Annotated in this window: 18 protein-coding genes and 1 tRNA gene; 8 read left to right on the top strand and 11 right to left on the bottom strand. The window is 65.4% G+C overall.

Annotation, left to right across the window (positions count from 1 at the left end; genetic code table 11):
* Window positions 1–90: 90 nt before the first annotated feature.
* From FJZ36_07030 to FJZ36_07000, 7 genes are all read left to right on the top strand, one after another.
* Complete coding sequence (locus FJZ36_07030) at window positions 91–2,724, top strand: hypothetical protein (protein MBM3214651.1); 2,634 nt, start codon at window positions 91–93, stop codon at window positions 2,722–2,724.
* Window positions 2,385–3,971, top strand: a complete 1,587-nt coding sequence (locus FJZ36_07025; GenBank protein MBM3214650.1) for a Gfo/Idh/MocA family oxidoreductase — start codon at window positions 2,385–2,387, stop codon at window positions 3,969–3,971. The genes FJZ36_07030 and FJZ36_07025 overlap by 340 nt, the downstream gene beginning before the upstream one ends.
* 338 nt (window positions 3,972–4,309) lie before the next feature.
* Complete coding sequence (locus tag FJZ36_07020; protein MBM3214649.1) at window positions 4,310–5,032, top strand: hypothetical protein; 723 nt, start codon at window positions 4,310–4,312, stop codon at window positions 5,030–5,032.
* Window positions 5,033–5,184: 152 nt separating this feature from the next.
* Window positions 5,185–5,262 (top strand) — tRNA-Glu (locus FJZ36_07015).
* 105 nt (window positions 5,263–5,367) lie between these two features.
* On the top strand, window positions 5,368–7,344 hold the full coding sequence (locus FJZ36_07010; protein MBM3214648.1) for a hypothetical protein: 1,977 nt from the start codon (window positions 5,368–5,370) through the stop codon (window positions 7,342–7,344).
* Window positions 7,331–8,737: a hypothetical protein gene (locus tag FJZ36_07005; protein MBM3214647.1), complete on the top strand. Its 1,407-nt coding sequence runs from the start codon at window positions 7,331–7,333 to the stop codon at window positions 8,735–8,737. The genes FJZ36_07010 and FJZ36_07005 overlap by 14 nt, the downstream gene beginning before the upstream one ends.
* Before the next feature lie 264 nt (window positions 8,738–9,001).
* Complete coding sequence (locus FJZ36_07000) at window positions 9,002–9,484, top strand: hypothetical protein (protein ID MBM3214646.1); 483 nt, start codon at window positions 9,002–9,004, stop codon at window positions 9,482–9,484.
* Between the two features lie 150 nt (window positions 9,485–9,634).
* On the opposite strand, the gene FJZ36_06995 is transcribed toward FJZ36_07000, so the two are convergent.
* From FJZ36_06995 to FJZ36_06945, 11 genes are all read right to left on the bottom strand, one after another.
* Window positions 9,635–10,015: a hypothetical protein gene (locus tag FJZ36_06995; protein ID MBM3214645.1), complete on the bottom strand. Its 381-nt coding sequence runs from the start codon at window positions 10,013–10,015 to the stop codon at window positions 9,635–9,637.
* A 198-nt stretch (window positions 10,016–10,213) separates the two neighbouring features.
* Entirely contained in the window at window positions 10,214–11,071 is an 858-nt protein-coding gene (locus FJZ36_06990) for a LamG domain-containing protein (protein ID MBM3214644.1), read from the bottom strand.
* Window positions 11,072–11,252: 181 nt separating this feature from the next.
* Window positions 11,253–11,936: an SOS response-associated peptidase gene (locus FJZ36_06985; GenBank protein ID MBM3214643.1), complete on the bottom strand. Its 684-nt coding sequence runs from the start codon at window positions 11,934–11,936 to the stop codon at window positions 11,253–11,255.
* Window positions 11,937–11,966: 30 nt separating this feature from the next.
* On the bottom strand, window positions 11,967–12,926 hold the full coding sequence (locus FJZ36_06980; protein ID MBM3214642.1) for a DUF362 domain-containing protein: 960 nt from the start codon (window positions 12,924–12,926) through the stop codon (window positions 11,967–11,969).
* A 13-nt stretch (window positions 12,927–12,939) separates the two neighbouring features.
* Complete coding sequence (locus FJZ36_06975) at window positions 12,940–13,908, bottom strand: hypothetical protein (GenBank protein ID MBM3214641.1); 969 nt, start codon at window positions 13,906–13,908, stop codon at window positions 12,940–12,942.
* Window positions 13,909–13,933: 25 nt separating this feature from the next.
* Window positions 13,934–15,073: a recombinase RecA gene (gene recA / locus FJZ36_06970; GenBank protein ID MBM3214640.1), complete on the bottom strand. Its 1,140-nt coding sequence runs from the start codon at window positions 15,071–15,073 to the stop codon at window positions 13,934–13,936.
* A gap of 36 nt (window positions 15,074–15,109) precedes the next feature.
* The gene (gene thpR, locus FJZ36_06965; GenBank protein MBM3214639.1) at window positions 15,110–15,670 is read right to left on the bottom strand and encodes an RNA 2',3'-cyclic phosphodiesterase; all 561 of its coding nucleotides are present in this window, start codon (window positions 15,668–15,670) and stop codon (window positions 15,110–15,112) included.
* A gap of 35 nt (window positions 15,671–15,705) precedes the next feature.
* Window positions 15,706–16,350 carry a CDP-diacylglycerol--glycerol-3-phosphate 3-phosphatidyltransferase gene (pgsA, locus tag FJZ36_06960; GenBank protein MBM3214638.1) on the bottom strand — a complete coding sequence of 215 codons (645 nt, stop codon included), beginning with the start codon at window positions 16,348–16,350 and terminating at the stop codon, window positions 15,706–15,708.
* The gene (gene rimO, locus FJZ36_06955; protein MBM3214637.1) at window positions 16,347–17,936 is read right to left on the bottom strand and encodes a 30S ribosomal protein S12 methylthiotransferase RimO; all 1,590 of its coding nucleotides are present in this window, start codon (window positions 17,934–17,936) and stop codon (window positions 16,347–16,349) included. The genes pgsA and rimO overlap by 4 nt, the downstream gene beginning before the upstream one ends.
* The gene (locus FJZ36_06950; GenBank protein ID MBM3214636.1) at window positions 17,747–18,484 is read right to left on the bottom strand and encodes an outer membrane lipoprotein carrier protein LolA; all 738 of its coding nucleotides are present in this window, start codon (window positions 18,482–18,484) and stop codon (window positions 17,747–17,749) included. The genes rimO and FJZ36_06950 overlap by 190 nt, the downstream gene beginning before the upstream one ends.
* A gap of 115 nt (window positions 18,485–18,599) precedes the next feature.
* On the bottom strand, window positions 18,600–19,391 hold the full coding sequence (locus FJZ36_06945; protein ID MBM3214635.1) for a hypothetical protein: 792 nt from the start codon (window positions 19,389–19,391) through the stop codon (window positions 18,600–18,602).
* Window positions 19,392–19,492: 101 nt separating this feature from the next.
* Between FJZ36_06945 and FJZ36_06940 the strand changes: the two genes are divergently transcribed.
* Window positions 19,493–20,546 (top strand): hypothetical protein (locus FJZ36_06940; GenBank protein MBM3214634.1); only part of this gene is annotated, 1,054 nt, incomplete at its 3' end.

The raw sequence follows: 20,546 nt of genomic DNA, 5'->3' as shown, positions 1-20,546 counted from the left end.
GCTACGGCATGCGTCGTTTCAAGCGTGCCCAGCGCGCTCAGATCGCCCGGGAACGCGTTGCCCGCCGGTCGCCAGGCATGATATGCTGGGATGGCGTACCCCTTTCGAGGAGCACGCGCCTTCGGCTCGAGGTCCCTACGAAAGGCCATCCTTCGCATGGGTGTCTCACGAATCCTGCTCATCCACTCCGGCTACACACGGATTGGCTATACGGCGTACCAAGAGACCGTCTTCCGCTCCCACTGCCGAACGTTCCAGGATGTCATCGCGGCATGTCAGAAGTCGGAGTCCATGCCCGAAGCCGCGCGCATGCGTTGGACATGCGACGCGACGGGTCCACTCCAATACGCCCTGGCGAACCTCGACAGCGAGTTCGCCGACGCCTGGACGCACCTGGCTCACGAAGGGCGCGTCGAAGTCACCGCGATGCCCTTCCACCTGAGCTCGTTGACCACGCCATCATCCCTCGCGCACTACCTGCAGCCCGTCGGCGAGTTGCGCCAGCGTGGTATCTCCGTGCGCGCGGCGATGGCACTCGGCGTCACGGGCATCGCGTCCTGCCTGATCGACCTGCTGACCGGTTGCTCCGTGCCGTACCTGTTCGTCCAGTCTCCCGGCGACAGGGCGGCGTCCCCGATGCCCCGCTCGCAGGCAGCGTGGTGGGAATTGAAGACCGGGGATCGTCTCCTGGTGTGGAACGCCGCCGACTCCGGAGACGCACGCCGGATCGGCATCGGCGGAGATACCGACACCGCGCAAGAGCTGGTCGCGGAATACCTCGACCGGCTGTCCCAGCACGAGTATCCGTACGACTTCGTCGCGCTCCGCGTGCCTGGCGTCGGCGCGGACTGCAACGAGGGTGTCGACGACTCGCTGCCGGCGTTCGTTCGAGACTGGAACGACCGGGCTCCGGACACGCTGCCCCGGATGGAGCTGGCGCTGGTATCGACGCTCTTCGAGCACATCGAGGAACGCTACGGCGCGAGCCTCGAGACGATGCGAGGCGACTGGTGCGACTGGGCGGCGGACGGGCTCGCCAGCGCCGCCTATGAAACCGCCGTCCAGCGACGGGCCCATATCGTTGCCGACACGGCGGAGCGCGTCTCAGCCGGCTTGTCGATGGTCGAGCCGGACACTCCGTATCCCGCCGAGGATCTCCGCGAGGCTTACTGGAACCTCGCGCTGTTCGACGAACACACCTGGGGCGCGGAAGAAAGCGTCGATTTCCCCCATTCGTTCGCTTCGCGGACCCAGTGGAACGCCAAAGCCGGGTTCACCTTCCGAGCGGCGAACATCGCCGCCGACGCCCTCACGGCAGCTTGCGACACACTGATCGAGTACGTCCCAGCGACCGAGGACGCCATCCTGGTCTGCAACCCGCTGTCGTGGGAACGAGACGCCTACGTTCAGGTCTCCCGTCGAGGCTTGGACACCTCGCTGGGTCTCGTCGATCTCAGCGAGGGCGTCCCGGTTCCCAAGTGGATCACCGATCAGGGCATTTCGTTCGTCGCGCGGGATATCCCCCCAATGGGCTACAAGGTCTACCGATGGGGCACGCCGACGTCATTCCCCGACTCCGCGCTGAGGACAGAGGGAACCACACTCGAGAATCGATACCACCGGATCGTCGTCGATTCGACCACGGGAGTCGTCCGTAGCTGGTTCTCCAAGACGCTCAGCCGCGAGTTGCTCGACGAACGCAGCGAATACGGGCTCTGCCAGTACCTCTACGAGCGGATATCCGACGAGCAAGGGCGCGACGCGCTCTACGATTCGCAGCCCACGGGCGGCAACGGCGGCGGACGGACGCGATCCAGCACGCCGTTCGTCCGCACGAGCCCCGTCGCCGCTCATGTGCGCAGCGGACGGCAGTCGCCCCTCGCCGCGAGCATCGTCTCCGAGCTCGCCGCCGACGGATGCCGACGAGTCACTCAGGAAGTGACGCTCCACGAGCACTTGCCGTGGATCGACGTGACGCTGACCATCGACAAACTCGCCGTCACCGACCCTGAGTCGGTCTACGTGGTGTTCCCGTTCTTCGTGCCCGGCTGCACGGCGCGCTACGACTCCACGTCGGGCCCGGTCCGGGTAGGACACGACACGCTCCGCGGGAGTTGCCACGACTGGCACACCGTCCAGGGCTACGTGGATTTCTCGAGCAGCGGATTCGGCGTCACCGTGGCTACGCCCGACGCGCCGCTCGCCCAGTTCGGACGGATCAACACCGGTCGGTGGCAGCGCGAGTTCGTTCCTAAGAGCGCGACGCTCTTCTCGTGGGCGATGGGTAACTACTGGAACACGAACTTCCCGGCGAGCCAGTCCGGCGTCGTGACGCTCCGATACCGACTGACCTGCCACTCCGGCGATTTCGACGCGGCGGCGGCATGGCGATTCGCCAGCGAGGCGTCGACGGATGTGATCGCCCGCCAGTTGTCTACTCACGCGGGCGGCATACTGCCCAACGATTCCGCGTCACTGATCCGCGTCGAGCCGTCCGGCGTCGCGCTGACCGGCTTCAAGCGAGCGGAGGACGGCAACGGATACATCGTGTCGCTGCGCGAAACTCGTGGATGCTCGACCGTCGCGTCCATCGAGCTGCCCAGAATCGGCGGCGCGAACGCCACGTCGCCCTTGGAGCTCGACGGGGCCCCGGTTCCCGTCATAGGCGACCGCATCATCCTCCATGTGGAGCCCGACGCGAACGTGACGCTCCGCATCACCTGACCACCCGCGAGCGGCGGGTTCCGACGCGCTCAGCGCGAACCCGCCGCAGCCGCTCGTTCTGGCGAAATCGACGGATCGTAGTCCAACTCGAAGACTCGTACGAACGTGAGCCCGCCCGTGGGTGGGAACGTGGACGCTGGACGCGCCGAACCCCGAGGCGACAGCGTCCCGCACCGAAGGAGTCAACGATGGATCGGCTCAGGGTCGCAGTGGTCGGCGCGGGTCGCCGGGCTACAGGAGCCTGGCTGCCCACAATCGACGCGCTCACCGACCAGCTCGAGCTGGTGGCGGTGTGCAACACGGGTGCGCCGCGCGGCGAGGAGCAGGCGAACCGGTACCGCGCGCCGTGGTTCCATTCGGTCGAAGCGATGCTCGATAAGACGAAGCCCGACTTCGTCGCCGTCATCGTGAGTCCGCCGCAGACGCACGTCGTCGCCGGAGCCGCCCTGGAGCGAGGCATCAGCGTAGTCACCGAGACGCCGGTGGCGTCGGCGTTGGAGGATGCCGATCGGCTGATCGCCTTGGCTGCGGAGACAGGAGCGCACCTCGAAGTCGCCGAGAACCTCTACCGGGCTCCGTCGGAACGCATCAAACGCGAGTTGATCCTAGACGGCGTGTTCGGGCGCGTGCTGCGGGGTCACAACAACAGCCGCACACACAACTACCATGCGGTGAGCCTGGTGCGGAGCTACATCGGGTTCGACGTTCCCATCCGGCGCGTCGTCGGCATCGAAGCTCCCTTCACGGTTCAACCGCATGACTACCGAGGCACGCGGACCGACGCCGAGCGGTCGCGGCACGCCATCTTCTTCTTCGAGGGCGGAGCGCTGGGGTTCTCGCACTTCACGAGCCTGGCATTCGGGTCGCCGCTGCGCGGCATCTCGTCGACCGAGTTCTACGGCGAGAAGGGAATGGCGGTCGGCGACCAGCTCTTTGTACTCGCCAGCGAGACGGAGAGGCGTCCGATCGACATCCGTCGAGTGGTGTGTACGGCAAAGGGCGTCGAGACGCTCGACCGACTCGTCGCCGACACGGACCCGGAGATCGTCTGGGAGAACCCGTTCCGCGACTACCCGCTGAACGACGGGCTCGTGACCATCGCGTGCCAGCTCGGAAGCATCATGCGCTCGGTGCGAGAGGGCGTGCCGCCGGAGTACGGCGCGGTCAACGGGCGGATCGACCGCCAGATCGATCTGGCGATCAGCGAGTCGCACCGCAACGGGAACGTTCCTATCGAGATCGACTAGCCTCGCAAAGACCTTGGATCTTCGTGTCGCGCCTGCTCGGGTTCCTCGGCGACAGCGCGTCGTACGGAGCTCTTGCGTCCGAAGACGGATTGATGTACTCTCTTCTCACTTCTGCAACGACCCCTTAACGAACGGCTGTGAAGAGACCACGCGACTCGCACCCGGGGAGTGTGCTGCTCCGCGCACGGTCTTCGAGGTGACGGAGGATTGTCTCTCACCCACGGCAGCAGCAAGGGAGGTATGGCTGCTGCTACGCGACTCGGACACCGGATCACGCTCTGGGCTGCTGTCGTCCCAGATTCGCTCTCGCGACGGTCAACCAGTAGGAGACATCCCTAATGCGCGTACGCTTTGCATCGTTGCTCTTCACGGTCGGGCTCGGACTGGTGGTTGTGACAGCATCTGCGGTCGCCGACCAGATGATCGGTGTGCACGCCACCTGGTTCGACAAGGGAGCCAGCCAATTCAACGTCGATGTCAAGGGCAACAAGTGGGTCGAGGTCAAGGACGCAACATCGCTTCTAGGGACCGCGCTCTCCGGGCCCGGTGACAACGACTTCGGCGCGCAGCTCGAAGACGGGCCCTTCCTCATCTACAAGCTGCCGGTCAATGTCAAGGCAGGCGAGTCGACGGCTGACGGCAAGAAGTGGCAGGTCTGGTTCCATATGCGGGTCCCGACCGACCGCAACTCCTTCTATTGGCAGTTTGGGACGGACGGAAAGGCGTGGAAACCCAGCCCGATGTCCAATGCCAACCGCGTCAACGATGACGGCATGAACGGCACGAACAAGTGGTACTGGCAGAACCAGTTGACCGGCAACGACGGAGCCGTGGACCCGATCCTAACCGTCGGCGTCAACTACCTGCGCGTCGGCGTGCGCGAGGCGGACGCGCTGCCCAATGCTCCGCTGTTCGATGCGGTGATCGTCCGCAACTACGGCAAACTCGACCCAGCGGATTCGCCGAAGGACGCCGAGGTCAAGGCGCTCCTGAACGCCTCGCCCGTCGAGCCGACCGGCAAAGCCGCGACTGTGTGGGGAGCGCTCAGGTCCGAGTGGTAACCCCACTTCCCGGCACGACGCCCTCCCCCAAGCGGGGAGGACGTCGTGCGCTCGCTGCCGCGTCGTCACGGCGATCGTGTTGACCGGTTCTCCAGCCGCGCTGTATAATTGCCGCGTGCTCAGACCCTGGTTTGGGCAGACCCATCGCACGCGTCCCCGTCGTCTAGTCAGGCCCAGGACACCAGCCTTTCACGCTGGCGACACGGGTTCAAATCCCGTCGGGGACGCCATTCCGCTCCGCAACCGGCGTAGGCTTGTGCGCTGTGCTTCCCGTCTGCTACCGTACCGTCGCGTGCCCGACCATCCATCCTGGTCTCACATGGGTTCTGCGACGAATGCGATCACGCGCGGTTCTGCCATTCATTCTCTCCACCGTCCTGATCGGATGCGCGCCACAGAGCGCCATCATCATCGAGCCGTCAGCGCCCCAGGTGCGGCTAGGACCGCTGGTGCCCGGCTTCGCGACAGAGGCAGGCGGCATCGTGGTCCGCATGCGGCTGGCAGGCATTCCAGTTCAGCCGCCCGTCGCCGTCTACTTCGGAGACCGCCCGGCGGAAGTGCGCGGCGTCTTCCCATCGACGCCCACAGACGCCGAACTGGTCGTCCTCGCGCCGCCCAGCCGCCCAGGGCGCGTCAGCATCCGAGTCACCACCGGTCGTCGCATCGTCAGCCTGCCCGACGCGTTCGAATACGTGCCGTCCCTCCGCGTCGAGTCCGTGGAACCGGCGCGTGTAGCCCCGGACGGAGGGACGACGGTCACAGTCCGCGGCGCAGGCTTCGACGCGACGATACAGGTGTATGTCGACGGCACGCGCATCTCCTCGGTGTCTCGCCTGTCGTCTTCCGAGCTGACGTTCGAGGCGCCTCGACACGCCGAAGGTCGAGCGTTGGTCGAGCTGGTCAACTTCGCCGGCATGGCTCAGGAGGAGCGAGCCGGGCAGGCGGACGCCCTCGACTACCGCGCGCTCGCCGCGCAGTTCCGTGCCGTGATCCTGGCGCGACTCGTCGATCTGCGATCCGGCATGGTCGTCGACTCTCGGCTCATACCGGTCGGTGTCGACCTGAAGGGCATGTCTGACGCCCCGGCAGAGCTCATCTGGGAGAGCATCGCTCCCGGAGTCACGAACGCTCTGCCTTTGCACCTCATCCAGCCTTCGTCTGACCGGCTATGGCTGATCCCGCGCGCCCGAGCAGCCAATCCGCGAACGTCGGCAGCCTTCGGTCGAGCCCTCTCTGCGACGCTGCGAGGACGTGGTTTTGCCGTTGTGGACACGCTCGAACGCAGCGACTTGCTGGGCGAAGACGAGCTCGCGCAACTGGCGTTCGGAGCCAGTCCGCTGCGGTGGGCTCCCAACTTGGATTTGGTTGTCGGCAAAGGCGTCACGAAGCTCCTGACGTACTCGGTGCCCATCGAGCTCACCTCCGAGGACCCGACTTCCGACGCTTTCGCGACCCTCGATCTCCTGGAACGTCGCTTCGAGGAGACTCGCTCGCTCGCCGAGGGCTTGCCCGAAGCGGCCGCCTCGGAGGCGACTCTCCTAGTGCGCGTGGACAATGAACCCGGCGAGCCTGCCGAGTCTTGGGAGACCGAGATTGCCGAGGAGGCAGTCACAGCAGGTGTGCTGACGCGCATGCCAGTCGTCGAGAAGCTCGGAGCGCCAACGGTGAAACCGCGCTGGCTCTACCCGATGCTCCGTACGCCCAGCGATCCGCTGGCGTACACGTCATGGAACGCCCTTCGCGCCGCTCTTCCCGGGGCTACGTCGGTGCTCCTGTATCGTTCGGAGCCTGATGGGCTCTACATGCGGCTCGTCGACTCACAGGACGGAATCGTCCGTTGGTCGGGACATCTCATCGATCCGGACCGCATCTTGTCCGGGGACCTCGACCCATCACTCCATGACCTGGCGCGCGACGCCGCAGCAGGAACCGACTGGATCGATGCCTTCGGTCCCGATGCTCGCGTCTGGCTGTCGCCCAGCGGGTCCGCGCCCATACAGCCGTTCAGCCAAGCGCACGACGGCCTCGTATCGGCTCTTACCGACGCAGGCGTCGCCGTCGTCGAACCCATGGCGACGACCTACCGCGTGCCCGCGCCGAGTGACGACGCGGCGTACGTCGCCGCCGTTCGTGCCCTGGGCGCGACCCATCTGCTCGAATACGCATTCGAGTCACCGGCGACGCCGGAGAACCCGACGCCGGTTCAATGGACATTCCGCGTGATCGACGCTGCCTCGGGGCGCGAGATACGGCGGTGGACGGCGCACGACGAGAACGCCCAGCCAGGAGCGGCCGCCAATGGCTCCCCGTAGTCCGAGGCGGATGCTCGCCGCTCTATGCGCGTGTTCTGCTGCGCTGACCATCCTGGCGGGCACGACGCACGCGCTCGAAGCCCGCGATGCGCCTATCGTTGCGGCGTTCGTCACAGTACCGGCGGACCTCCGACCCGAGTTCGACGCATACGCGACGGACCTGAGCGCTGCCCTGGCGCTCGAACTCGCCACGCAGCCCAACATCGTGTTCGACGGAAGCGTAAAGACGACCGAGGGACCGTCGCTCGAGGCGGACACTCCTCAGATCGTGTCCGAGTCCCCCGCAGACTTCGTGATCTACGCCCAGATTCTTCGCCAGTCCGAGGGCGAAGCGCCTGGTATCGCGGACGTCGCCGTACGGCTCTACCAACCCGATGCTCGCGCGGACATGCACGTTCAGAGGTTCCGTGCCGCCGGGCGCGAACTGTCGCAGTACGCCCGCATCGTCGTGCAGTCGTTGATCGTCCGCGTGGTCGGATCAGCGCTTGGAACCATTCGGGTCCGCGCCGACCGAGTCCCGTCAGCGGCGCTGGTCGCGGTCGTCGACGACGGCTCCGACGGCCGTGCCTTGCCCCTGGGCGTCCTGCGCGTGTCGGACCGCGCGTCTGGGGCTGTTGTCTTGACCTCCCCGCCTCTGCTCCCGGGCGACTACGCGGTGACCTTCTGGTTCGACACGGACTCGGAACGTCGCCAGGTCGTCCATGTGTCGGCTGGATCGGCCGCCGAGATGTCCGTCGTCGGTCCCGTCCCGTCCTCGGGCAACTCGGAGCCTTTGCCCATATCCATGCCCGGCACCGCAGACCTCGTGTTGGCACACGTGGAGCCGGGGCAGTGGGTCTCTGTCCGTCACACGCAAGACGAGCTGCCGCTGGACGCGTTGCTGCATCTGCCACCCAAGGGTGGCATCCTCGCGCAACGCCTGACGGGGGTCCGGCGCGACCAGGTGGGTCAGACAGACACGCGGTCCCAAGAGTTCGTGCTGAGGAACCTGCCGGACGGGCAGTACCAGGTCGCGACGTGGCGCAGCGAGAGTCCTGCTCCCGGCAAGGCACAGTTCGTCGGCTTCGCCAAGGCATCCACGCTGGAGTTACGCGCGCCGTCGGTCCGCGCGGACCTCGAGCTGTCACCGAGCTCAGCGGGCTCGTCGCGCTTGGTCGTTGTTTGGTCGCCCTTCGGACCTCCCGACGGCATCAAGTTGCTCCTGGACGGCCGCCTCGTGGGCGAGGTATTCTCCTGCGCCGAGGCTCATGTAACCGGACTCCCGACGGGCACGTACCGGATCACGCTTCGCGCCGACGGCTTCGACGACGGTCAGCACACGTGCGAACTGCGCGAGCGTCTCGAGACGACGGTCTTCATCCGGCTGAGTCCAGCGACGGGCTCCCAGCCGTAGACCTGTCAGACAGACGAACCACCCAACTGAGCCATCATGTGAACGCGCGTCCGGAGCCACCAGAACGGGCCGCGGAGGGATCCACGCTCGGAGCCCATTCATTTGTGGTCGTGGCGCTCGTGCTGCTCGCCGCGGTGATATCCATCAAGGCGGTATCAGTGTCGCCATGGTTGAGATCGTCGCCGGCGTGATCGCAGGGAACCTGAATCCCGAGACACCGGCGGACTGGATGACCTTCCCGCCAACTTCGGCCTGCTGGGCATCATGTTCTTCGCGAGCTTCGAAACCGATGCGCGGCTCCTCGCTCGGTACTGGCGGGAGAGCCTGTTCATCGGCGCGATATCGTATATGCTGCCGTTCGCGCTTGTCGCGGCAACTGCTCTCTACGTGTTCCGCGTGTCGGGGCAGTCCTCGATGCTGCTTGGGATCGGCCTGTCGACGACCTCGCTGGCGCTGGTCTATGCGGTCCTGAAAGACAAGCAGGCGCTTGACCGACGGTTCTCGCAGATGCTCCTCAGCGCTGCGATGGTCGTCGACGTCCTGAACATGCTCTCGCTGATTCTCATGTTCGAAGGAGTCAGTTGGCTGACGCTCGTGCTCCCTGCGCCGCTCTTCGTAGGTTCCGCTCTCTCACGTTGGGGGCAGTCGCGTACGGTGGGAAGTTCGTCTCGACGTATCTCGCCGTCAAGCCGAGGGTGCCCAAGCCGATCCCGTTGTTCGCCGGCCTGCTGTTCAACTACCGGCTGAGCTTCGGCATCATCGCGGCGTCGTTCGGCTACGAGAAAGGTCTCATCGACCTGCCGGTCTACTCCGCCATGCTGATGGTTGTGCTACTGACATCGACGATATCGGCGGTCTTGATGAAGACCCACCTGCAGAAGCTGTGACCCCGACGGGCTAGGCAGCCGGCTCCTGCGCGCGACGTTTCGACGTGCCGACGAGAAACACCATTCCCAGCCCGACGCCCAAGCCGATGGGCAGGCTGCTGACGGGCCATCGATCGACCTCAGACTGAACCTGCCAGAGCGCGATGCCGACGACCGTTCCGATGATGGCTCCGCCGATGAGGCAGTGCAGGACGCTGCGCAGAAGCCACGGGATGATGCCGAGAAGGATGCCGACGACGGGCCCGACATAGAGGCCGATGAAGCCCCCGCCGATCGCGCCGACGATCCAACTCTCCTGCGACGGAACCAGACCCTGTGCGATGGCTCCGACCACGACGCCGATGATGGCACCGGCGAACAGACCGGTGAGTAGACGCTGCCCGATGCCCATTGCCGTACCCCCTATCCCGGTGTGGGAGGCGGACGGCTGACCGAGGCGAGGCCGCCCGACTCCGAGAGAACCGATGGCGCCTCCCGCACCTCACCAGGACTCGGCATCCAGTACGGTAACGCGCCGTCGCGTGGCGCGCAAGGCACGCGTTACGCGACGGCGAGCTACCATCTCCGAACACGACGCGGGCTCCACCAACTACTGCTGCTTCAGCCCTCCCCATGCGGCGGCGGCCTTGCCCTTCGGTTCGACGGCAAGCGGGGCGTTCATCGCGTCATTCAGCGCCTTGAAGTCCGCGTCGGTCAGCACGTCCGTGATGTAGGCGAACGCGTCGATGGCTCCCTTGAACCAGTCGTCGCGCTGCTGCCACGTGGCAATGCTCAGGTTGTAGTTCTTGCCCTTGTCGGCAGGAGGAGCCTTCGGAGTGTCTTTCGTCGGGCCCAACCCGCCGGCGTAGGCTGCCTCCAGCACCTTCGTGCCGTTCAGGTAGACGCGGATCTTCGATCCGTCATACGACCAGCCGTACTGCGCCCAAACGCCGTCTTTGACGGTTACGTTCGTGTTGTCGCGGATCTGACCCGACCCGCCGCCGCCGACGGCAACCACGTCGTACAGGCGCACGACGACCGCGTTGTCCTTCCATTCGGCGGGCTTGGTTTCCGTCTCGACGTACCACAGATTGTTCCGCTCGACGATGGAGTGCCAGTAGTTGCCAGCCCTGGGCTCCAACGTCGCCCAGACGACGCAGCTCGCCTTGGGGGAATCGAACTTGGAGCCGATGGGCGCGGCGATGTCGATGTAGGAACCCACGAAACGGGCGGTGTCGGCGTGAAGTGCCTTGCCTCCGTTGACGCCCTCGACCCACGTGAACGCGGCGGGGTCTCCCTGGATCTTCCCGTGATGTGCGTTACCGGAGGAGTCCTGCAGGTTCCCGTCGAGCGTCCAGTAGCCGACGAGGTCCTTGAACTCCCCGAGCTTCTTGGTGACAGCAGCCTGATCGGCGTGCGCACCGATGGCGACCGAAAGCGCGACGAGCGCGACGGCGATTCGCTTCATGTGTGTGCCTCTTCGAGGTGATCCGCAGCTCGGTTCATCTCCACATGATATCAGACGACGGGAGCCTCGTACGCGGCTGAGAGAATCCCTCACATGGAGCGCTGTCGGCGAGCCTGACGTCGATTCAGCGACCGACGGATCAAGGACGACGCAACCGGGAACGCGGGCCGTCGCTCTCTGGCTAGGAGATCGCCGCAGCCGGCACTGCGCATTGGGGATCGTCGTTGGCAGGATTGTTGACCCGCGTGGTCACGGCAATCGCGTCCATCTCGGATGCTGGGAAGGGAGCCATGAGGTGAGCGATATCGCCGGGCTTCTGCATGGATGGGTCAATCCACAGGTCGAACTCCTCGGGACGGATGATGACGGGCATCCGGTCGTGGATCGACACCATCAGGTCATTCGGCTCGGTCGTGAGAATGGCGCAGGACTCGATGACAACGTCGTCGCCCTGCCGCCACACATCCCAGATTCCGCCGAACGCGAAGGGCTCGCCGCCGCGCACTCGCACCAGGTAGGGCTGTTTCTGGGAACCCGTCCGCCGCCACTCGTAGAACCCGTCGGCGGGAATCAGGCATCGCCTCCGTCGCAACGGCGTTCTGAACGACGGCTTTTCGGCGGCGGTCTCCGACCGCGCATTGATCATCCGAGCGCCAATGGACGGGTCCTTCGCCCAGCCGGGGATCAATCCCCAACGGAGCCATGCCGCCTCGCGTTGGGAACCGTCCTCGCCCCGGGCCCGAATCCCAAGGACGTTCTGGGTCGGGGATACGTTGTATCGCGGCGCCACGGTCGGCATCTCTTCGAGGTCGAACAGCCGCGCGAGTTCTGGACTGGGCGTCGCCATGGTGAATCGACCGCACATCGCCGTCTTCCTCCGCGACGCGCTCCGGGCTCAGAACCGCACGCCTTCCTCGCGCCATTGGCGCTGGAACGGGTAGCGCTCGTGAGGGGTGAACGCCCGCGCGATCTCGTCCAAACCGTCTCCGCGCATCTCGATATCGGCGATATCGACGACTCCCAAGCCGCGCTCAGCCGCGTAGACGAACACGCCGAGATCGCGCGGCTCGAACCCCATCGCCTGCGAACAGACCGCATCGACCGCCCACACATCCGATCCGGCAAACGCCGTGCCGAGGCGGACGACGTCGGTTCCACCGGGACCGTTCCCTTGTAGCCCTTCGACGCCGTCGATGACCGCGATGCTCGGCGTGAGCCAGGCAGCCAGGCGAATCAGGTTCCGATTGAGTATCTGGGACTCTCGTCCGACTTGCCGCTCGCCATGCGTCATGTACCCGTGCATCTTGACGCGATCGTTCTGCCGGACAGACCCCATGATCATGTTCTTGAGCGCCAGGGTTGTGTAGAGGACATCATGCGTCTTGGCAACCGCCACCGAGATCGTAGTGGGGCATCTGAGCACGGTCATCGGCACGCCGACGCGCCATGTTCCGCCGTCCGCGAGCTCGATCTCCGCCTCCTCCCACTCCGTCTCCTGATGCAGGTCCATCAGTCGGATCGCAACGCCGTACTCGCCAGCCAATGCGCCGTAGCCGAAATTCTCGAACGCCTCTCCGCTGTACTTCTCGTTCCCACCCTCTGCGATGAGCACCTCGTCTGGCGCGTTCGGCAACTGCATCAGAACGTCGAGCACGCCGCGAACAGCATCGGCGTGAGTGGACGCGAGCTGATTGCCGCTCGACAGGAAGTTCGGCTTGATGAGGACAGGCGAGCTCACCCTCGGCGCGATCTCGTCCAGCACGTGCTCCAGTGCGCCTCGCACCGCCTCCCGACGAACACCGCAACGCTTGATCCCTACTGCTGGCACGGCTGTCCTCTCTTGCTTGGTCTCCAAGCCCGGTAGGTCGCTATCGCAAAGGAGGGATGTCTCCGGGTGTCACACGCGGAGTCGGCGACGCTGCAGCGGCTGGCATCGCGGACAGCTTGAACTGAAGCTCCTTCTCGAAGAACGGGGTCAGGTCGGTTCCCGCCGCCCGACTTAACAGCGAGACGATGTCCTCGTCGGTGTGCATCCGAGGTCCTTGGGCCTTCGTCTCCTCGCTGATGAGCTGGAAGAACCTCTGGAACAGCGGATCCCCGTGGCGGTCGCTGAGCTCGGTCACGACCGAATAGGAGTAGGAGTACGTCTCGACGCTTCGGAATGTCAGCGCCGATCCTTCCCGCCTCCAGAGCTGGATCACGTTGTATCCGTTCTCGTCGAATCCCAACGGCTTGAGACTGCGGTTATTCCTCGCCCAGCCGGCCCCGCCTGCGAGCTCGGACTCGACGAAGACACCCAAGCCCTCGTTCATCCACGCCGGCAAGCCGTAGATCGATGTGAACGCGTGCGTCATCTCATGCGCGCGGATGCTCGGGCTCGCGAAGGCTTCGGCGCCGAAGTAGACAGCCACCGCATACTGGATCGCGCCCTTGCCATCGGACTGCCATCCCGAACGCGTGTACGCGTCGTGCTCGTTCCCCTCGATGTTCGGGGCGACGAAGATCGGAATCATCGCCAGCGCGTCGATGCCCAGCACCTCCCGGAGGAAGTTGTACTGGCTCTCGAGAAAGACCATCGCGCCCAGACCACGCGAGATGCGGTCGTCCGGGGTCTCGTACCCTCGCATCTTCGAGATGGCTTCGTCGAAATGCAGCTCGAAGTGCGGCGAACGGAACGTGAAGCCGTCGGGGCTGTGCTCCGGCTTGACGGTCGGAACCGTGTAGGTTCGCTTGACGCCCCGCTTCTCGATGACCGGGCCCGTCGCCGGAGCCAAGCATCCGGCGAGAACCAGGGATGTCGCCGCCACCAACGCGCCAAAGAACGCCGTTCGCCTCAACGCGATCCTCCTCGGACCCAATGCCTCAAACCTCGTCCGACAGGTCTTCGACGACCTCACCGAGTTCGTCGTCCAGATCAGGATCGAGCTCGTCGTCGGCGTCTTCCGGCAACGGGCGGTCTGCGCCGACGACGCTCCCGGTAAGCGACTCGCGCACCTTCGCTTCGACCTGCGCCGCGATGTCCGCGTTGTCCCGCAGATACGCCTTGGCGTTCTCGCGCCCTTGACCCAGTCGCTCCTCGCCATACGAGAACCAAGCACCCGACTTCTGCACGATGCCGTAGTCGGACGCGATGTCGAGGATGCTGCCCTCGCGCGAGATGCCACCGGCGAACTCCATGTCGAATTCAGCCTGCGTATACGGCGGAGCCACCTTGTTCTTGATGATGCGGACGCGCGTCCGGTAGCCGACCGTGTCCGTTCCGACCTTCAGCGCCTCTCCGCGTCGAATCTCCATGCGGATCGAGGCGTGGAACTTCAGCGCCCTCCCGCCGGGAGTCGTCTCCGGGTTCCCGTACGTCACGCCGATCTTCTCGCGCACCTGATTGATGAAGATGACGCACGTCCGCGACTTGTTGATGACACCCGTCAACTTGCGCAATGCCTGCGACATCAGCCGCGCGATGACGCCAACGTGCGAATCGCCCATCTCGCCGGCGATCTCGACGCGGGGAGCCAATGCCGCGACAGAGTCGACCACGATGCAGTCCACGGCGCCGCTTCGCACCAGCGTCTCGACGATCTCCAGAGCCTGCTCCGCGTCGTCTGGCTGGGAGAACAACAGGGCGTCGAGATCGACGCCGACCTTCTTCGCCCAGAACCGGTCGAACGCATGCTCCGCGTCGATAAACGCGGCAACGCCTCCGCGCTTCTGCGCCTCCGAAAGGATGTGCAGGCACAGCGTCGTCTTGCCCGACGACTCGGGACCGTAGACCTCGACGACTCGACCACGTGGCACGCCGCCGACGCCCAGCGCCAGATCGAGCGCCAACGCGCCTGTCGGGATCACCTCCACCGGCAGGACGTTGTCGCCGGTCAGGCTCATGATGGTGCCCTTGCCGAACTGCTTCTCGATCTGCGCCACTGCGAGCTCGATGGCTTTCTTCTTTGCTGCGTCGTCACTCTCCGGCGCCACCGCCGCCGGTCTCGCCGCCTTCGCTGTCATCGTGACCTCTCCAGGGTGAATGCCTGCAACATCGGCTCATACGGACATCAGTGGGTACGACGCGCGCGCGGTGTAAAGGGGTCCGTCGGGCTTCAGGATGCTCTGAACGAGCGAGACTTCGCCAGCGGAGAACGCATCGGGCAGATCGATCTCGGCGTTGCATCGAGCGACCCACTGGCTCAGATTCACTGGAACCCGCAGTCGCGCCAGCGTCGCGTGCGGCACGAACCGTCGTCGTTCCGGCTCAAAGCCCAGGGGAGCGAGCGCCTCGCCGGTCAGGTTCGCCAGCGTCGTCAGGTTCGCGCCACCCTCTCCAACGCCCTGCCATAGTATAGACGCCCGGTGGATGCTGGGGAACGCGCCCAGCGCCCCGAGCCTCACCGTGAACGTCGGGTACCCGCCGTATGGTTCCGCCAGGCATGCGGTCAATGGCTCCAGCCGATTCGGCGGCACTTCGCCGAGGAACTGGAGGGTGATGTGGAAGTCAGACGCGAACCGGGCTCGTCGAAGCGCTGGATCGGACTGCCAGAGACGGCACTGCGACCGTAGGTGCTCCTGCGCGTCTTCAGGGAACACGAGCGCGATGAACAGACGCATCGTGACCCTCGCCCGGTCGCCCTAGCGGCACTGGGCTATGCCACCTCGCTGCCCGTCGCCAGGGCCCGGAAGTTGGACCGGTTGCTGTAGACGAACTCGATCCCGGAGAGAACCGTCAAGGTGACCGGGACCAGCATCATCCAGAAGATCGGTCCCCGAGATGTGCGCAGCCCTTCGTAGGGATAACCGACCGCGCTGTTCACGCTCAACAGCAGCAGGCTGACCACGAGGATCGTCATCTGCGATACGGTCTTCATCTTGCCCCAGAGGTTCGCGCTGACGACTCGACCCGCGCGCGCAACTAAAGCGGATCTCAGCAGCGTGACAGCGATCTCTCGACCGGCGATGACCAGTACCATCCAGATGGGGATCAGCTCGCCGTAGTAACGCAGCGACAGCAGTGCGGTCAGGACCAGCAGCTTGTCGGCGATCGGATCGAAGAACTTGCCGAACTCCGTGACGCCGCGCTGCCGGGCGATCTTTCCGTCGAGATAGTCGCTCAGCGACGCCAGCCCGAACAGGAACAGCGCTCCGAGGTAGTAGAACGCCGCCCTGCCCTGAGCCGCCTCGGCGTGACGGTACCCATGGAAGAACGCGAGCATGAACAGCGGCGTGATCAGGATGCGCAGAACGGTGAGCGCATTCGCCAGCCCGAATGGAGACCACTCGGCTCGTTTCATAGGGGTCCTTCAGTTGGTTCTGCCAACAGGTCGAACTCAAAGGCTTCCACGATGCGGACGTGGATGAACACGCCCGCCTTGTGCCGTGAGCCTCGGATGTAGACGACGTCGTCGATCTCAGGCGCCTGGGATTCCATCCGCGCTTCCGTCAGCGGAGTGTTGGGCTTCTTCCCATCCACCAGCACCCGGACCGTGCTGCCGACACGCGCGCTGCGCAACTCCCGGGCGATGTCCGTCTGGACCGCGACGAGCTCCATGAACCGTTCTTCGGCCACCTCTTCGGAGACCTGATCCGGCATCGAAGCCGCCGGCGTCCCGTCCTCCGGCGAGAAGCGGAACACGCCCGCGTGCTCGAACCGGGATTCCGCGACGAAGTCCACCAGCTTGGCGAAGTGCGCGTCGGTCTCGCCCGGGAACCCGACGATGAATGACGACCGGAGCGCGATCCCCGGCACGCGGTCGCGCGCCCGGACCACCAACTCCCGCGTTTCGGATTCTCTCGTCGCACGTGCCATCCGTCGCAGAACGTCATTATCGACATGCTGCAGCGGCACGTCAAGGTAAGCGCACACCTTCTCCTCGCCAGCCAGCACGTCGAGCAGCTCGTCATCGACTAGCGTCGGGTATGCGTAGAGCACGCGCACCCACTCGATCCCATCGACGCGCGCGAGACGCCGCAGCAGTTCGGGTAGCTGCCCGTCCCCGCCTTGGTCGCGCCCGTAGAACGTCGAGTCCTGGGAGATGAGAACCAGTTCTTTCACGCCGGACTGGGCGAGGACATCCGCCTCGCGCACAAGCATGTCGATCGGACGGCTGGCATAGTCGCCGCGGAACGACGGGATCGCGCAGAAGGTGCATCGATTGTCGCAGCCTTCGCCGATCTTCAGGTACGCGGTGTGCCAGGGCGTCGCGAGTATCCGGGGAAACGGCTGCGTGTATTGGTAGGCAGGAGACGACACGCGCTGGATCGGCGCGCCGCGGTCCTCGCGCGGACGCTGGGTATCGCGGATGACGTCGCCGATGTGCATGAACTCGCTGGTGCCGACGAACGCGTCGACCTCGGGCATCTCATCGGCGAGCTCGCTGACGTATCGCTGCGCCAGGCAGCCCGTGACGATCAGCCGCTTGCGCGGATCGTCCTGCTTGAGCTCGGCGGCTCCCAAGATCGTCTCGATGGACTCGGCTTTGGCTGGCTCAATGAACGCGCACGTGTTGACGACAAGCACATCGGCGCGCTTCTCATCGTCGGTGAGCTCGTATCCCGACTGGCTCAGAATCCCCATCATCGACTCGGAGTCGACGGAGTTCTTGGGGCATCCGAGCGTGATCACCTTGACAGACTGCGCCTTGCCACGTCGGTCACTCAACAGGCCGGAATCCTTGTGCGGCTCGCCGATCACCGGTCGCGCTTGTAGTCGTCCTTGATCGTGACGACCTCCACGCCAGGCGGGACTTCGAACTTGAAGGCGTTCTTCGGGGGAGTCACGTCCAGCTTCATGTCGTTGAACGCGATGATCGTGACCACGTCGTTCTCTGTGTTCGTGTAGGACACCTGCACCGGAAGCCAGTCTTTCTGGCTGACCCAAATCTCGAGATGCTCGCCGACGCCCACGCCGCGCGTGCCGGGCTTCGGTTCCATGTGAAGCAGGTAGACGCCCTTCCGGCGAGCCGCGTCATCCTTCTTGAGCGACAGCGAGAAACTCTTGGGAACCAGTTCCAGGTTCTCGCCGGCTCCTGGAAGCAGCTCGCGCGAGCTCTTCGTGTCCATCTCCTTGCGCGTCACCTGGTTCAGCCACGGCGTGAACGACCACGACATCGAGCCGTCCAGAACGATCACCTGCGCCACCGATTTGGCATCTTTGGGGTCGAAGTACTCCTGTCGGAGCAGATTCGGCTTCCCGAAAATGAGCCGACCTTTCGCCGTTCGGCGGTCGCCGTCCATGATCGTCGTCTCGTCGAAGACGGCGGCAACCGTCTTCATCTTCGCGTAGACGGCTTGCATCTTGCCGAAAACCTGCTCCGCCGTCAGCTCCTGCGCGCGCGCCGTCGACACCGGGAACGCTGGCACGCACAACACGGCGATGAACGCACAGCGCCGGACGATGGTCCGTATCGAGCCACGTTTCGCGCGCATACAGAGCCCTCCGCGCCGTCAGCGACGACGCCCCGATATTACCACCCGCGCCCTAGAGGAATCAATGCGGAGAGAGGAACGAACCCCGACGCGACGCGGCATACAGCGCATGCGGCTACGTCGAGACCAGCAGCGAGATCGCCGTCTGGGGGACAATGTTCGCCAATGCCAAGAGCATGTCGGCGGAGTTGACGCGCGCCTCCGCCCGCACCTCTTGCGCGACCTGCGCGGCGGCGTCCGGGCTCTCGATGCGCTCGCGTTCGCTCATCGCGACTTCGTCCTGCTGCGAGGGGAAGGGCTCCTGCTCAGGGGGAGGGGGCAACATATCGCGTCGGATAGATTCGATGCGCCGAACCGCCTCGACAGCGCGCTCCTCCAGTCGAACCGCCTCGGGCGTCCCATCGGCGGCGCGAGCGGAGTCGGCAAGCGCGAGGATTTCCGGTCGCAACGCGATCACGGCGAGGCTGGCGACTTCCGGCTTCATGAACGGATCGGCAGCCGGAAACGCCTCCTCGGCGCGTTCTGCGATCTCGCGCGCCTCGACCATGAGTTCGGTCCGCTCCGATGCCGAGACCGTCTCGCTCTGAGCCTTCGCCGCCAGGTCGGCGATGCGCGTCACTTCCGCCGCGATGCGGTCCAGCGCCTCGCGAGTGTCTCGTACGACCTCGGCGTGGACCCGCTCCTCGTTGCGCTGCGCCACGTCCTCGACACGCAGACGACGCTCGTCTGCCGCGTCGTATCCACCGGCAAGGTTCTTCGTAGGCGGTCTGCCGGAGGTCGATCCCAGGTCGCGCAGCGCCGACACGTTCTCCGACGGCGCGGGGGTGGGCGTGCGCACCACGGTCAGAGCTTCAATGGGTCGCGGAAGGACGACTTCCGCTGGCGAAATGAGACTTGAGACTGCCATGCCTTGCACCTGTCGCAGAACCGATTGGGGCGCGACGAGTTACCGATAGTATACGTCTGTCGCGGCTTGATCGCAAGCAGACCGGACCGTATGCTCAGCCCATGGTCTACCGTTGCGCTGCCCACACTCATATCGTCGCTTTGGCGTGCGCGTGCGCGCTGACGTGCGCGGCTTCGACGCGCGCCGATCTGGTCGTCGAGTCGGTTGACATCGGAGTCGGCGGCATCGTTCGCGGCGGCGGCTGGACGCGCTTCGCCGTCACGTTGGCGACGGACACCGAAGGGTTCGAGGGAACCGCCTACGTCTCGCTCGGAGCGGAGGAAAACGGCATCGAGCTCGCGTTGGTGCGCAATGGCAGAACGCGCTGGGAAACCGTCGCACGAACGCCCGATCTCCCGACCGACGGCACGGTGCGATGGGTGGATACCGCACAGGCGGAGTCGTCCTACTCCTTCCCGATCCCGGCTCCGCTCGCCCCGAACGACCTCGGCGTACTCGCCGTGACGTCGACGGCTGGAACCCTGGCGTACGTCGGTGGCGAAATCCGCCTCGATGGCGCGGACCCCGACTCGCCGCAACGAGTTCGAGTCAAGCCATCGGAAACGGGGTCGCTCAGCAGTCTACCGAGCGACTGGCTCGCGTGGAGCGGTGTCGACGTGGTCGTCTGGAGGGGGCTCCACCCGAACTCCAGCGCATGGGCTCCCGCCCAACAGACGGCGTTGCTTCGATGGATCCGGCGCGGCGGAACCTTCGTCTGGCTGGAAGACGCTGGAACGCCCACGTTGGACGGCACGCCGCTCGCTCCTCTCATGGCGCTCGCGCCGGCAAATTGGGTCGATATGAGCCTGCCGAGGGGCGACAGCCTTCGCGTTCCCGTCTCGATCCGAACCGGAACGCTCGCACCGGGGGCCCGATCCGTCCTGACCGTCGAGGGTAACCCCCTCATCGCCGCCCGCGACATCGGCATGGGTCGAGCGCTTTACGTCGGGGTTCCGCTCGCCGCGTGCACGCCGACGATGGAGGCAGCCTTGTGGCGCGACGTGTTCGGCGCCGTGCGTAGGCAGCCGCTCGCCCCCTGGGAGCGACTCGATCCCGCGCAACGGCAGCGTCTCGTCGACCGGCTCAACGCCCTGCCGGAAAGCGCTCCGGCGCGTT

The organism is Candidatus Poribacteria bacterium (genome assembly GCA_016866785.1).
Lineage (GTDB): Bacteria > Poribacteria > WGA-4E.
Note: the sequence above shows the minus strand (reverse complement) of the source record. Positions and strands in the feature narration are given on the sequence as shown.

Coding starts and splice junctions, on each gene's coding strand:
- FJZ36_07030 (MBM3214651.1), top strand. CDS start 91: ATGGCGTACCCCTTTCGAGGAGCACGCGCCTTCGGCTCGAGGTCCCTA.
- FJZ36_07025 (MBM3214650.1), top strand. CDS start 2,385: ATGGCGATTCGCCAGCGAGGCGTCGACGGATGTGATCGCCCGCCAGTT.
- FJZ36_07020 (MBM3214649.1), top strand. CDS start 4,310: ATGCGCGTACGCTTTGCATCGTTGCTCTTCACGGTCGGGCTCGGACTG.
- FJZ36_07010 (MBM3214648.1), top strand. CDS start 5,368: ATGCGATCACGCGCGGTTCTGCCATTCATTCTCTCCACCGTCCTGATC.
- FJZ36_07005 (MBM3214647.1), top strand. CDS start 7,331: ATGGCTCCCCGTAGTCCGAGGCGGATGCTCGCCGCTCTATGCGCGTGT.
- FJZ36_07000 (MBM3214646.1), top strand. CDS start 9,002: ATGTTCTTCGCGAGCTTCGAAACCGATGCGCGGCTCCTCGCTCGGTAC.
- FJZ36_06995 (MBM3214645.1), bottom strand. CDS start 10,015: ATGGGCATCGGGCAGCGTCTACTCACCGGTCTGTTCGCCGGTGCCATC.
- FJZ36_06990 (MBM3214644.1), bottom strand. CDS start 11,071: ATGAAGCGAATCGCCGTCGCGCTCGTCGCGCTTTCGGTCGCCATCGGT.
- FJZ36_06985 (MBM3214643.1), bottom strand. CDS start 11,936: ATGTGCGGTCGATTCACCATGGCGACGCCCAGTCCAGAACTCGCGCGG.
- recA (MBM3214640.1), bottom strand. CDS start 15,073: ATGACAGCGAAGGCGGCGAGACCGGCGGCGGTGGCGCCGGAGAGTGAC.
- thpR (MBM3214639.1), bottom strand. CDS start 15,670: ATGCGTCTGTTCATCGCGCTCGTGTTCCCTGAAGACGCGCAGGAGCAC.
- pgsA (MBM3214638.1), bottom strand. CDS start 16,350: ATGAAACGAGCCGAGTGGTCTCCATTCGGGCTGGCGAATGCGCTCACC.
- FJZ36_06950 (MBM3214636.1), bottom strand. CDS start 18,484: ATGCGCGCGAAACGTGGCTCGATACGGACCATCGTCCGGCGCTGTGCG.
- FJZ36_06945 (MBM3214635.1), bottom strand. CDS start 19,391: ATGGCAGTCTCAAGTCTCATTTCGCCAGCGGAAGTCGTCCTTCCGCGA.